Origin of the sequence: Agrobacterium vitis, from assembly GCF_013426735.1 — a bacterium.
Lineage (GTDB): Bacteria > Pseudomonadota > Alphaproteobacteria > Rhizobiales > Rhizobiaceae > Allorhizobium > Allorhizobium vitis_D.
Map to the genome: position 1 here is coordinate 3378815 of NZ_AP023272.1, position 12982 is coordinate 3391796.

The following is a 12982-nucleotide window of genomic DNA, read 5'->3' on the forward strand; positions in this document are numbered from 1 at the left end:
GACGAGATGCCATGACTGACATGCCCCTTTCCGCCGCCCTGCTCGAGCGGTTCATCGCCATTGTCGGCCCCACAAATGCCTTGACCGATCAGGCTGATATCACCCCCTATCTCACCGAAAATCGTGGCCTTTACCATGGTGCCTCGCCGCTGGTGCTAAAGCCCGGCTCCACCGAAGAAGTCTCCAGGATCCTGGCACTGGCCAGCGAGACGAAAAGCCCGATCGTGCCGGTCAGTGGCGGCACCGGTCTGGTCGGCGGACAGGTGCCACGCGACAATTCCAGCGATATTCTTCTGTCGCTGGAGCGGATGAACACGGTGCGCGAGGTCGATCCGGTCGGCAATGTGATCGTCGCCGATGCGGGCTGCATTCTGGCCGACATCCAGAAGGCAGCCGCCGACGTCAACCGGCTGTTTCCGCTGTCGCTCGGTTCGGAAGGCTCCTGCCGGATCGGCGGCAATCTCGCCACCAATGCTGGCGGCACCGCCGTGCTGGTCTATGGCAATATGCGCCAACTATGCCTGGGCCTCGAAGTGGTGCTGCCGACCGGCGAGATATGGAATGGCTTGCGGCGGTTGAAAAAGGACAATAGCGGCTATGACCTGCGCGACCTGTTTATCGGCGCAGAAGGCACGCTGGGGGTGATTACCGGAGCCGTGCTGAAACTCTATCCGCAGCCGCTTGGTCATGAAGTCGCCTTCGTCGGGCTGAAATCACCGGTGGAAGCCTTGGCGCTGTTTGAAAAGGCCAGCGCGCTCTGCGGGCCAGCCCTGACCGGTTTCGAGCTGATGCCGCGCATCGGCGTCGATTTCACCAGCCGCCACATTCCCAATGTCCGTGATCCGCTGGCCTCCGTTCATGACTGGTATGTGCTGGTCGATATTGCCACATCCGATGCGGCGGAGACGGCGAAAACCATGCTGCATGACGTGCTGGAACAGGGCGTAGAGGCCGGGCTGATTGAAGATGCCGTGGTCGCCGGTTCGGTGGCGCAGCAAAAGGCGCTCTGGCACATGCGTGAAAGCATGTCGGATGCGCAAAAGCCGGAAGGCGGCTCGATCAAGCACGATATTTCCGTGCCAATTGCCCAGGTTCCAGCCTTCATGCGGCAAGCGGAAGCAGCCGTGCTCGCCGCCATGCCCGGCGCGCGGGTTTGCGCGTTCGGCCACCTGGGCGATGGCAATATCCATTATAACATCAGCCAGCCGATCGGCGCTGACAAGGCGCAGTTCATTGGCCGCTGGCGCGAAATCAATAAGGTCGTGCATGATATCGTCCGCGCCCATGGCGGCTCGATTTCGGCCGAACACGGCGTCGGCCAGCTGAAACGCCAGGAATTGGCGCAGACAAGACCGGACATCGAAACCGTGCTGATGACCCGCATCAAGCAGGCCTTCGACCCGGCTGGCATCATGAACCCGGGCAAGGTGGTGCCCGGCTGATGGCGGACACAGTGCCTTCCCACGACGATCCGCGCCCGGCATCAGACAAGGTGCTGTTTAGGATCGATCTGGCCAATGGCGCGCGGCTAGGGCCGGGCAAGGTGCAATTGCTGCGGCTGATTGGCCAGCATGGCTCGATCCGCGCGGCGGGCGCTGCCATGGGCATGTCCTACCGCCGCGCCTGGCTTTTGGCCGACGAAATCAACCGGATGTTCAGGGAGCCGTCCATCGCCACCCGCCACGGCGGCAAAAGCGGCGGCGGCGCTGCTCTCACACCCTTTGGCGAGGCGTTGCTGGCGCGGGCGCTAGCTATGGATGCCACTATCCGCAACACACTGGCCGAGGATCTCGCCTGGCTGGAGGCGATGGCGGCGAAGCCTATGCCAACGTCCGGGTGATGGAGACGCATACCGCTATCGGTCATTGCCATTTTATACCGAACAACAAATCTACCGTAGGTAAAGTCTAATTTTTCGTCAACAACCTCAGCCAACTTATCCAATATCTATTCTATAGTCGTTCTTTTCATTTAAATACAATTGATTATATGTTATAACTATACTTAAATTATCCAAAACCTCACTTCACCTCGACCCATTCGAATGATAAATCCTCGGACAACAGAGGGGGATTGTAATGGGCTTGCTGAGAACACTGACTGGAAAACTCCGCGATACCGAAAATATTGAAACTATCTCCCAATCGCTTCGCGATGCCGGGCGCGAGGACGAAATTAACTTTTGGCGCGAGTTTTGCCGAAGCGAGAGGTTCATCGATAACTTTTGCGTCCGTGAACCTAACCCTGAAATTGATGCGGATGTAGAGCTGTTCATCAAAGGATACGCGGTTGCACAGAATGTGCACGGCCTTGTGCCGAAGGTGCTCGACATCGGGTCAGGTCCAGTGAGCATGTTCTCGCGTAGCTTTGCCGGAGAGAAGGTCGAGTTGCACGCGGCAGACCCTCTCGCAGATGATTATATCACGCTATGGGACCCGACCAAATATACGGGGCTCGTTCTGCCGGTGGCGTGTCCTGTCGAGGAACTCAGTCAGACGTTCGGCGCTGATGAGTTCGACGTCACGCATATTCGCAATGCGCTCGATCACGTCGCCAATCCTCTGGTTGGATTGGATGAAATGCTTAAGGTGACCAAGCCCGGAGGCTTCCTGATTGTCCATGGCTTCGCCGACGAGGCCGTCGCCGAGAAATGGCAGGGCTTCCATCAGTGGAACCTGTGCTGGGCGGAAGGCAACGACTTTACGGTAAGCGGGAAAGGCGGCGTCACCTATAGCCTTAAACAGTTCTTTGGCGAACGGACCCGGATCATGCGCCCATGGATGCGTTTCCCGAGAGAGGGTAAGGCGTGGTGTGGCTTTATCGCCCAAAAGGCTGCGAGCTGAAGAACAAGCGTCAGGCAAAGCAAGCCAAGCCAAGCCAAGCCAGTGAAAATCGCTGATGAGCCACAGAGGGACAAGATCGCTTCACGTCAGCGATCATCTCACTGTGTCGCCTCACGATAAACACCTCCGGCCTCCACCGAGACCGCCTTGAACAGCACCGAAACCGGCTTGCCGGGTGCCAGATCCAGAGCGTTCAGCGAGCGGCGGGTGATTTCGGCGTCGATGACCTGGCCGGAGCAATCGACCCTGATGACGATGCCGGGGCCAGCCTCGAAAATCGCCTGTACCCGGCCTGACAAACGATTGAGGGTGGAGAGCTGGCCTGTCTCGCCGGTTGCCAGCACCAAATCGCTGGCGGCGACGAACAGGCGGATCGGGGTGCCAATGGGTAGATCGGCATATTTCAGGTAGAGCGGACCCGCAGGGCTTGTCGCCAGCGTCAGGCCTTCTTCGCGGGCGTGGCCGCAGACATGGGCATGCAGAAAGCTACCGGGGCGGCTGTCGCCGAGCCTTGGCAGATGAAGCAAAGCCCCCTCGCCCGCGTCCACCCTTGCTGCGCGGCCTTTGCTCATCGTGACCACCCGGCTGGCCAGCCGGGTGACTTCCTCAACCGCATGGCTGACATAGAGGATCGGCACCCCTGCCTCATCGCGAATCCGCTCGATATAAGGCAGGATCTGTGCCTTGAGGGCGGCGTCCAGCGCCGAGAGCGGTTCGTCCATCAGCAGAAGTTTCGGGCTCGCCATCAGGGCGCGGGCAATGGCCACCCGCTGCTTTTCTCCACCCGACAGCCCATTAGGTACACGGTCCAGCAAATCGGTGATCCCGAGCAGATCGCAGATCCGGGACAAGTCTTCGCGCCGTTCGGCTTTCGGGGTGAAATACCGGCCATAGGTGAGATTGGCCCGCACGCTCAAGTGTGGGAAAAGCCGCGCCTCCTGGAAGACATAGCCGATCCGGCGGCGATGCGGTGGCAGGAAAATGCCGCTCTGCGCATCGCTCCAGACCCTACCGTCGAAGGTGATCCGACCACGGTCGGGGCGGATCAACCCGGCGACGGCATTGATCATCGTGGTCTTGCCCGATCCGGATGGGCCAAACAGCGCCGTCAACCCCGGCCCCAGTTGAAGATCGGCTTCAAGATCAAACATTCCCTGCCGGTGGCGGATATTAATTTCCAGCATCAGCCCGCCATTCGCACGGTCAGCCGCCGGGTCAGCAGCTCGGAGGCAAGCAGCGCCAGCAGCGAAAGGACGATGGAAACCAGCGTCAAACGCAGCGCGCCAGCATCGCCGCCCGGCACCTGGGTATAGGTATAGATGGCGGCGGACAAGGTCTGGGTTTCGCCGGGAATATTCGACACGAAGGTAATCGTCGCGCCAAACTCACCCATCGCCTTGGCAAAGGCCAGCACGGCACCGGCAGCGATACCGGGCAGGATCAGCGGCAGGGTAACGGTGAAGAACACCATGATCGGCGATGCGCCGAGCGTGGCTGCTGCCGTTTCCAGCTTGCGGTCCACCCCGTCCAATGACAGGCGGATAGCGCGCACCATCAAGGGAAAACCCATAATGCCGGAGGCGAGCGCCGCCCCTGTCCAGCGAAAGGAAAACACCAGCCCGAACCATTGATCCAGAAAGGCGCCGACCGCGCCGCGCCGCCCGAAGGTGATCAGCAGCAGATAGCCGGTGACCACAGGCGGCAGGATCAACGGCAGATGCACCACACCGTCCAGCAGGCTGCGGCCTAGGAAAGAGGTGCGCGACAACACCCAGGCCATGCCGATGCCAAGCGGCAGCGAGACCGCAACCGCCGTCAGCGCCACTTTCAGGCTCAGCAGGATCGCGGTGATTTCGTCAGCGGAGAGCGCGTCAATCATGGCTCTACGGGCCACACGTTGACAGGATTTGTCAATTGATCTTCGCCAACACCGTAAACCCGGCAGTCCTGAACACATCCGCAGCTTTCACCTGTTGCAGATAGGCGAGAAACGCCTTGGCATCGAGATTGGTGGAGGCCTTCAGCACCGCTGCCGGATAGACGATGGCGGGATGGGAATTTTCCGGGAACCGGTCAAGGATCTTCACGCCTGGATCAACCCTGGCATCTGTTTCATAGACGATGCCGAGCGGCGCTTCCTGACGCGACACCAGCAGCAATGCGGCGCGGACATTATCGGCCTGTGCAACCTTGTCCTTGACACTCGCCCACACCCCGAGATTTTCCAGCGCCGCCTTGCCGTAGACCCCGGCTGGCACAGAGGAAACATTGCCCATGGCCAGCCGCTCACCCCCCAAAAGCCCAGCCAGATCGAAACCAGGGGCAATTTTTGTCGTGACCGTGGACGACGATGCCGCTACCAGCACGATCCGGTTGCCCAGCAGGTTGACACGGCTGCCCGGCACAAGTTCGCCGCCCTGGTCGAGATGGTCCATCCAGTTGAGGTCGGCGGAGATGAACAGGTCGGCGGGGGCGCCTTCATCAATCTGCTTTGCCAATGCCGAGGAGGCGGCGAAGGACAGCTTGACCTCCCGGCCGGTCTCAGCCTTCCAATCATCGGCAATCTTGCTCATCGTTTCTTTCAGGCTGGCGGCGGCGAATACCGTCAGGCTACGGTCGGCGGCAACCGCCTGGGGGGCGACGAAGAGGCTCAAGGCCATCAGGATCGCCAGCAGCCGATCCCTGATTGTCGTTCTGGCTTTGGCCAACATTTTCCAACCTGCCTTCATCCCATATTCCCTTTTGGATCGATGTATCCGACCAGATATATCGATTACCACAGATAGGGGCAAGCGGGAACGACCGTGTAGATTTTACAGGCTGTTGACCGATTCGAGCAGGCTGGCGCTGATGCCGCTGGTCGAGGAGCTGCCACCGAGAATGGTTAGCGCGGCATTGGCCGAGGAGCCGGTATTATTTTCTAGGTCATACATGGCCGTAAAGCGTTGCAGGAATTTCTTCTGCTTTTCAGGATCACTCAGATCCTTCAGGTCCATTTTCTTCTCAATGACCTTTTTCTGCTGCTCGATATCCATATTGCTCATGTCGCTGGGCAGGCTATAGGCGGTGCGGAACACTTCCAGCAGCGCTGTATCGCCGAGAATGTCATAGGCCGAGGTAATGGTCGACGACATGCGATCCCAGTAAAGGGCAAGGCGCACACCCTGGTCGCTTTCGCCCTGTTCGTTTTCAAGGGTCTGGTGCAGATAGAGATTTTCGGTGTTAAAGGTCTCACTGCGGTTCTGCACACCATCGGCATTTTCCTGGGAAATCTTGCCGCTACTATCGAAATTATAGGAGGCGACGAATTTCGCATAGCCTTCGTCGGCCTGGGTGTTAGCAAAGCTTTTAGGATCGGTGAGATCAGATGAAAACAACTGCTTGAGCATGTCGTCGCTGACATCTTTCGGGTCGAGCCCCTGCGCAGTCAGGCCAAAATCCACCAGTTTACGATCCTTGAGCAAATCGGTGACGGATGTGACCTTGACGATATTTTCCTGGTAATATTTGGAATCCGCCTCCGCCGCGGTCTTGGCGTCGGTCTGTTCCTTGCCCTCCAGAAAGCGAGTTTTCTGGACGATATAGTCCTTGGCCACCTCGGTAATGGTGCGCTCCGATTGGGCCAGAAGCGGCACATCAGCCGTCCCATCCTCCTTGAAATTGAAGGCGGACGCCAGGCTGATCAGCCGCTCGTCCCTGGTCTTGTTGGCATAGCTCTTGGGATCGTTCATATCGCTGGTCAGAACCTTTTTCAGGTCCGCCTTGGAAAACTCGTCCGTTTCGATACCATAGGCCTTCATGACCATATTGTAGATTTTCTCATTGCCGAGCAGGTCGTCAACCTTGGTAATGGATTTCATCTGGGTGGAATAATAGGTGGTTAGGCTGCTGAGATCCGCTTGGTCCTGATCATCGTAATTGGTCATATAGCCGCTGGCGGTCTGGGCCAGCTGGGTCTCGCTCTGGGCGTTTCCAGCCGTGGCATTACCGCTGGTGTCGAAGTTGAACATGGCAGCGATCTTCGCATACTCTCCCTTCACCTTGCCCTGGGTATTGGCATAGCTGTTGGCGTCGTTGAGATCGCTGGTGACGATATTCTCAAAGGTGGATTTCAGCGTGTTCTTGTCCATGCCCAGCGCTGTCTTCACATAGCTGAACAGCCGCGAATCCCCTGTTATATCCGAGGCCTTGGTGACAGTGGCGATCTTTTCCTTGTAGTAAGCGGCTTCGCGCTCGGCCCGGTAGGCGGTCTCGGTGCTGGGAACCTCCTCCAGATAGAGATCTTCCATCTCCGTTTTCTGCTCGGAGGTCTGGGCCGTCGCGTTCTTCAGCGAGCCATCGGTATTAAACGAGAAGGCGTTGGCGATTTTCAGGTAATCAGACTTGTTGGTGGTCAGCGTGTTGACGTAGCTGGTGCTGTCGCTGACATCGCTGGTCAGGATCTTTTTCAAATGGTCGGTGGAATAATATTTGGTGTCGAGCCCATAGGATTCCAGCACGAATTTGGTCAGGCGACTGTTCTTCAAGAGGTCATCGACATTGGTGACCTTGTCGATAGCGGAATCGTAATATTGCACCTCTTCCTTGGCATCGTCGCCTTCGGTGACAAGCGATTGCTTGTAAAGGCCAATCACATCCTCTTCCTGCTTGTCGGTCTGGATATCGGCGGTCTCGGCGGAAAAATTGAAGGACCGGGCAAAATCGCGGTAACGGTCGTCGGCCAGTTTGTTGGCATAGCTGTTTTCGTCGGACAGATCGCTTTCCAGCACCTTTTTCATGAAGGCCTTGGCATAGGTCATGTCTTCCAGGCCGTTGGCCTTCATCGTATATTGGTAGAGCCGGTCGTCGTTCATGAAGTCGTCGACGGTTTTGACCTTGCCGATATTCTCCTGGTAATATTTCTGCTCGCGGGCCACCTCAGGCTCCTGAGACACACGCTTCAGGCTCGCTTTCATATCGCGATTGACAAGATCATAGCCGACATAAGTAGACACCATGGCACTGCGTTCCTCGATAAGCTCCAAAAGCGCCGCCCGCCACGTCCCTGGCTGCAACGCCCTCAATCACCGCATGACCCTGCCCCCACAGCGCCGTGCGTCATATATGGCGCACAAAGCTCGCTGTAGCTTTTATATCTGCTGCATAATTTTCCCTTTAAACCGATTCCCGTTTAAAGAATTATGCCGTGGCCACCCCTGGCCGGTTGCGTCATGCGGATGTCGGGTAACCCATCATGGCCTACCTGCCTTGCTCCTGGCTTTTGCCGCAAGGCAGAATGGCGTCAAGCAAGAGATACTCACAAGAGATACTCACATGCCTGGCGCCCGCCGCATTCCATTCGCGGCATTCAAACTACAACCTGCCAAACACAACCCGAAAGCAATTTTACGGCAGTTCTACACGTATCGTAACATTCACCTATCATACCAATAAAGGTTGGTGACCGACGCAGGTTGTCGTAGCATTATCATTCAAACATAGTAGAATACTCTTAACTAATCCTTCACAATTTTACAAAAGCCGTTCACCAAATCGAAACCGTTAGCGCTGGCAATTCGATAACCATCTGGAACGGCAAAGTTTTCTTAACCGCGATTTTTAAGCGGTCCGGAACCCGGCAAGGCTATCTTTGGCCTCAGAGGACGAAAAGTCCCAGTGAAAAGAGCAGATGCAATAACGGCTCTCAGGTAAAACAAGGGTAGTAAGATGACGAACACGGTTATGAAGCCCGTATGGGCTGGAGCAACGTTTCGACTGGAACCATCACGGTTTCCGCAACATGTGACTTATACGTTGCGCGATGCTTCCGGCCCTGGTGCTTCCGGAAATGTCTCCGTTACACTCGACGAGCGCGGTGCCGTGCTGCGCAAGATCCTGCCGGCCAGCGGCTTGCCGATGTCATTTGCCCTTCCGGCCCGGGCTTTCAAAGGGATTGCTGCCCGCGCCATCGACCATGGCAATGGCGAAGTGACCGTGACGCTGGAACTGCATCATGCTGATCCGGACCTGTGCATTCCGCTGCTGGTTGCCCATGATCTCTGTGACATTGCCGCCGACTGGCGCAGCTGGGCCGAAACCTTCCGCATTCCGATGCTGATGGTCGAGGCTGATGGGGTTGCCCGGCCGCTGGAAGAGCATCTGGGCGAATTGCGCGCCGAACCGCCGCGCAGCCGCCGCCGCCATTCCTATTTCGCAGAGCGCCGTCCGCGCTTCCTGGTCCGCCGCACAACCGGTTCGCTGGGTGTTGCGATGAAAATTTCCGGCAAGGAAATCATCGCCCGCCGTTAACAGAGCGGTTGTCGATACGCGAATATTTTAACATGGCTCACCGGAAAAGGCGGGCCATGTTTCGTTTTGAGGCGACGCACCCCGGAAAATGTCTTGCCCCATGTCTGAACGTTGGCGGCAATTATGCTGCCTCGGCGCGCTCAACCTCGACAGTCACATGCGACAAAGCGGCAATCTGGGACAATTTTTCGCGGTACCAGGCAGGAGAGTGCGGCTCGCGCGCCACCAGCGAAACGATCGCACCGTGATGACCGGGCCCCAATTGCCAAACGTGAAGATCGGCAATATCGGCCCCTTCCGCTTCGATCACCCGGCGGATAGTGCCGGAGAGGTCTTCGCCATCCGAGACATGATCGAGCAGGACCATGCCGCTATCGCGCATCAGGCCGAAGGCCCAACTGCCGATGACCAGCGCACCGACAACGCCGATCAGCGGATCGAGCCAGAGCCAGCCGAAAAAACTGCCAAGCAGCAAGGCGGCAATCGCCATCACCGATGTCAGCGCATCCGCAAGCACATGGATATAGGCAGCCCGCAAGTTGCGGTCGCTACCGCCATGGCTGCCGGACGCGTCCGAATGGGCGTGATGGCCGTGCTCGTGATGCCCATGGTCATGTTTATGCCCATGTCCATGCCCGTGATGATGGTCTTCCTGAAGCAGCAGGGCGCAGACCAGGTTGACCGCTAAACCGATACTGGCGATGACGATGGCCTCGGTAAAGTTAATGGCGACCGGCTGAAACACCCGCCAGAGGCTTTCCCAGGCAATGATAACAGCCACGAGGCCGAGAAAGATCGCACTGGAAAAGGCAGCCAGATCACCGAATTTGCCGGTTCCGAAGGTAAAGCCACTATTGCCCGCATGACGCCGCGCCAGGCTATAGGCCAGCGCCGACACAAAAATCGCCCCCGCATGGGTGGCCATATGCCAGCCATCCGCCGTCAGCGCCATGGAGCCGAACAGATTACCCGCGACAATTTCCACCACCATCATCACTGTGGTGACGCCAATCACCGCCCAGGTGCGGCGCTCGTTGCGCTGATGGTTCCGCCCAAGGAAGACATGGCTGTGGCAATTGCCCGGCCCATGCGGATGCGGGTGGGCATGATCGCCTTGCCCATGCGGATGGTGCTCATGAGGGTGATGCTGATGAGAATCGTGGCCGTGAGACGTCGGGTCCAGGGTCATTTCAGGTAGCTCCTGATCACGTCAATGAGTTCGTCGGCACCGTGATGACGCTCGGATGCATCGAGATTTTCGGCAACGATATGCTCGCGGATATGCTCCTCGACCAGTTCGGTCATCAGCCCGGTCAGGGCTCCCCGCACCGAGGCCGTCAGGTTCATGATATCGCTGCACGGCTTTTCCGCCAGAAGCGCGGTTTCGATGGCCTCCATCTGTCCCTTCATCCGGCGGATGCGGGCGAGAAGCTTGGCCTGGTGTTTGATTGTATGGCTCATAATATAGGGGGGTACCCTATTTTGAGACGAAACACAAGAATATTCTTATATTCCGCAGCTGTCGGGCCGAGTGATCAGGCGAAGGGAATAGAAGCAACCAGACCGATGAACAGAATCAGCCCAACCTTGCCATTCAGCTTGAACAGCGCCAGACACTGAACCGGATTATGGATATCCAGCACTTTGATCTGGTAGCCGAGCAGAACGAGCGCCACCAGCAGTCCGAGATAGGCGGGGAAACCGGCACCGGCCAGCACGAAGGACAGGGCCAGCAACAGGCCCATCGCGCCGTAAAATCCGGTCAGCCAGATCTTGGTGTCCTCGGCAAACAGCCTTGCGGTGGAGCGCACGCCAATCAGGGCGTCGTCCTCCTTGTCCTGATGGGCATAGATCGTGTCATAGCCAATGGTCCAGACCACGGCAGCGATATAGAGCAGCACGGCGGCGATAGACATCGACCCGGTCAACCCGGCCCAGCCCATCAACCCACCCCAGGAAAAAGCCAGACCAAGGAAAAACTGCGGCCAATCGGTAAACCGCTTGGCGAAGGGATAGATCACCACGATGGCCAGCGACGCCAGGCCAAGCAGGATGGAAAAGCCGTTGAAGCAGAATAGCACGGCAGCGCCCACCACCAACTGCGCGACGATGAACAGCTTGGCTTGGCCCCGCGTCACCCGCCCCGAAGGCAAGGGGCGCGAACGGGTGCGGGCCACTTCCATATCGATCGTCTCATCGACCAGATCATTATAGGTGCAGCCAGCACCGCGCATGACAACGGCGCCAACAAAGAACAGCAGGAGGTGGGCGATGAAGGTCCAGACCAGCAGCGCGTCCCTGGAGGCAAGAAAATTGGCTGCCAGCGCCGATGACCAGAAGCACGGCCACATCAGCAATTCCCAGCCGATTGGCCGGTCCCAGCGCGCCAGCTGCGCATAGGGCCAGACCGCCCGTGGCAGCAGGCGGTAGACCCAATTATCGGAAAGCGCGTCCTGGACGCGGGCGGTGGTGTCGCTGGCGGTGCTCATGTCTGACGTGATAGCCCAAATTCGCGACCAAGAAAACTATCCTTAAGCCTTGGCCAACAGACACCAGCTCGTTCAGAACAGCACTTTTTCCAAGGGTGCGCGCAACGTTTCCGCCGCCTTCAGCGCCTCTTCACGTGCGGCGATATAGTCGCGATTGTCAGGTACGCTTATCCGCTTCTTGGTGATTTGCAGCTGGAAAATGAAAAAATCCTCATGGGTGAAGGCCATTTCGGAGCCTGCGAGGTAAAATTCCCACATCCGCACGAAGCGCTCGTCATAAAGCCGCGCCGCCTCATCGCGGCGTGCCATGAACCGGTTTCGCCAATGGCGCAGCGTATGGGCGTAATGCATCGGCAGAATTTCGCAATCGGCCACCAGCAGGCCGGATTTTTCGATGGCCGGAAGGACTTCGGCAAGCGAGGGAATATAGCCGCCGGGAAAGATATATTTCTCGAAAAACGGATTGTTGTAGAGCGCCGGATACGGCTGGCCGATGGAATGCAGGATCATCACCCCATCATCCTGCATCAGCTCGTGGACCTTGCGGAAATAATGCCGGTAATGGGTTGGGCCGACATGCTCGAACATGCCAACCGACACCAGCCGATCAAAAGGCTGAGACTTCAGTGTGCGGTAATCCTGCAAGTCGAAACGCAGCCTGTCACCGAGACCGCGCTTGCGCGCCCGTTCGCGCGACACCTTCAACTGTTCTTCGCTAAGCGTGATACCGCTGACATCGACCCCGCAGGTTTCCGCCAGATAGATCGCCATGCCGCCCCAACCGGAGCCGATTTCCAACACCCGCTGGCCAGGCTCTGCCATCAGCTTTGCGGCAATATGGCGTTTCTTCGCCAATTGCGCCTCCTCCAGCGAAATGCCCGGCGGATTGAAATAGGCGCAGGAATATTGCCAGTCTTCGTCTAGAAACAGGTCGAACAGCTTGGCGCTGAGATCGTAATGGTGGGCCACATTGCGCTGATTGCGATTAACCGGCAAAGCTCCCCGCGCTTTCGCCGCCACCACCCGCAGCAGGCCGCGCCAGAGCATCGGAAAGGTCAGGTCGGAGACCAGCGTATTGGTTTTCACCAGCGCCAACAGATCGTAAATATCGCCTTTTTCGAAGGCCATCCGGCCCTGCATGTAGATCTCACCCAGCTTCAGCTGCGCATCGCGGTAAATCTCGTCTTCCGCCTCGTCATCGAAAAAATGGATCGCAATCGGCGGTCCCGAACCATCACCGAAACGCTGCACCTGGCCATCGGCCCCGATGACCTCCAGCGTGCCTTTTCGGATGATTCTCATCAACATGCCACGAAGAGACGATGCCATTGACACCTCCTGAAAGGAAAGAGATTGCCTGTC

Annotated in this window: 12 protein-coding genes; 4 read left to right on the forward strand and 8 right to left on the reverse strand. The window is 57.8% G+C overall.

All coding sequences use genetic code 11. The annotated features are described in order from the left end of the window. Window positions 1-11: 11 nt before the first annotated feature. The 3 genes from H1Y61_RS15795 (at window position 12) to H1Y61_RS15805 (ending at window position 2843) form a co-directional block, all read left to right on the forward strand. The gene (locus tag H1Y61_RS15795) at window positions 12-1442 is read left to right on the forward strand and encodes an FAD-binding oxidoreductase (RefSeq protein WP_180573165.1); all 1431 of its coding nucleotides are present in this window, start codon (window positions 12-14) and stop codon (window positions 1440-1442) included. After that, window positions 1442-1840: a winged helix-turn-helix domain-containing protein gene (locus tag H1Y61_RS15800; RefSeq protein ID WP_180573166.1), complete on the forward strand. Its 399-nt coding sequence runs from the start codon at window positions 1442-1444 to the stop codon at window positions 1838-1840. Before H1Y61_RS15795 ends, H1Y61_RS15800 begins: the two co-directional genes overlap by 1 nt. Window positions 1841-2078: 238 nt before the next feature. After that, window positions 2079-2843, forward strand: a complete 765-nt coding sequence (locus H1Y61_RS15805; protein ID WP_180573167.1) for a class I SAM-dependent methyltransferase — start codon at window positions 2079-2081, stop codon at window positions 2841-2843. Window positions 2844-2941: 98 nt separating this feature from the next. Here H1Y61_RS15805 and modC read toward each other — a convergent pair whose 3' ends face one another. The 4 genes from modC to H1Y61_RS15825 form a co-directional block, all read right to left on the reverse strand. Further along, window positions 2942-4027 (reverse strand): molybdenum ABC transporter ATP-binding protein, encoded by a 1086-nt coding sequence (modC, locus tag H1Y61_RS15810; protein ID WP_322790776.1) that lies wholly within the window; start codon window positions 4025-4027, stop codon window positions 2942-2944. Then, window positions 4027-4722 (reverse strand): molybdate ABC transporter permease subunit, encoded by a 696-nt coding sequence (gene modB / locus H1Y61_RS15815; RefSeq protein WP_174110115.1) that lies wholly within the window; start codon window positions 4720-4722, stop codon window positions 4027-4029. The genes modC and modB overlap by 1 nt, the downstream gene beginning before the upstream one ends. Before the next feature lie 31 nt (window positions 4723-4753). Beyond that, window positions 4754-5554 carry a molybdate ABC transporter substrate-binding protein gene (gene modA / locus H1Y61_RS15820; RefSeq protein WP_235680768.1) on the reverse strand — a complete coding sequence of 267 codons (801 nt, stop codon included), beginning with the start codon at window positions 5552-5554 and terminating at the stop codon, window positions 4754-4756. A 102-nt stretch (window positions 5555-5656) separates the two neighbouring features. Beyond that, the gene (locus H1Y61_RS15825) at window positions 5657-7840 is read right to left on the reverse strand and encodes a DUF1217 domain-containing protein (protein ID WP_180573169.1); all 2184 of its coding nucleotides are present in this window, start codon (window positions 7838-7840) and stop codon (window positions 5657-5659) included. 709 nt (window positions 7841-8549) lie between these two features. On the opposite strand from H1Y61_RS15825, the gene H1Y61_RS15830 reads away from it, so the two are divergent. Next, on the forward strand, window positions 8550-9131 hold the full coding sequence (locus H1Y61_RS15830) for a DUF6101 family protein (protein WP_015915105.1): 582 nt from the start codon (window positions 8550-8552) through the stop codon (window positions 9129-9131). A 121-nt stretch (window positions 9132-9252) separates the two neighbouring features. On the opposite strand, the gene dmeF is transcribed toward H1Y61_RS15830, so the two are convergent. The 4 genes from dmeF to H1Y61_RS15850 all read right to left on the reverse strand — a co-directional run bounded on the left by dmeF (window position 9253) and on the right by H1Y61_RS15850 (window position 12949). Further along, window positions 9253-10320: a CDF family Co(II)/Ni(II) efflux transporter DmeF gene (dmeF, locus tag H1Y61_RS15835; protein WP_180573170.1), complete on the reverse strand. Its 1068-nt coding sequence runs from the start codon at window positions 10318-10320 to the stop codon at window positions 9253-9255. Next, window positions 10317-10592 (reverse strand): metal/formaldehyde-sensitive transcriptional repressor, encoded by a 276-nt coding sequence (locus H1Y61_RS15840; RefSeq protein ID WP_015915103.1) that lies wholly within the window; start codon window positions 10590-10592, stop codon window positions 10317-10319. Before H1Y61_RS15840 ends, dmeF begins: the two co-directional genes overlap by 4 nt. 74 nt (window positions 10593-10666) lie before the next feature. Beyond that, a complete protein-coding gene (gene ubiA / locus H1Y61_RS15845; RefSeq protein WP_015915102.1) occupies window positions 10667-11620 on the reverse strand; it encodes a 4-hydroxybenzoate octaprenyltransferase in 954 nt (317 codons plus the stop codon). A 72-nt stretch (window positions 11621-11692) separates the two neighbouring features. Beyond that, window positions 11693-12949 carry an SAM-dependent methyltransferase gene (locus H1Y61_RS15850; RefSeq protein ID WP_180573171.1) on the reverse strand — a complete coding sequence of 419 codons (1257 nt, stop codon included), beginning with the start codon at window positions 12947-12949 and terminating at the stop codon, window positions 11693-11695. Window positions 12950-12982 lie beyond the last annotated feature (33 nt).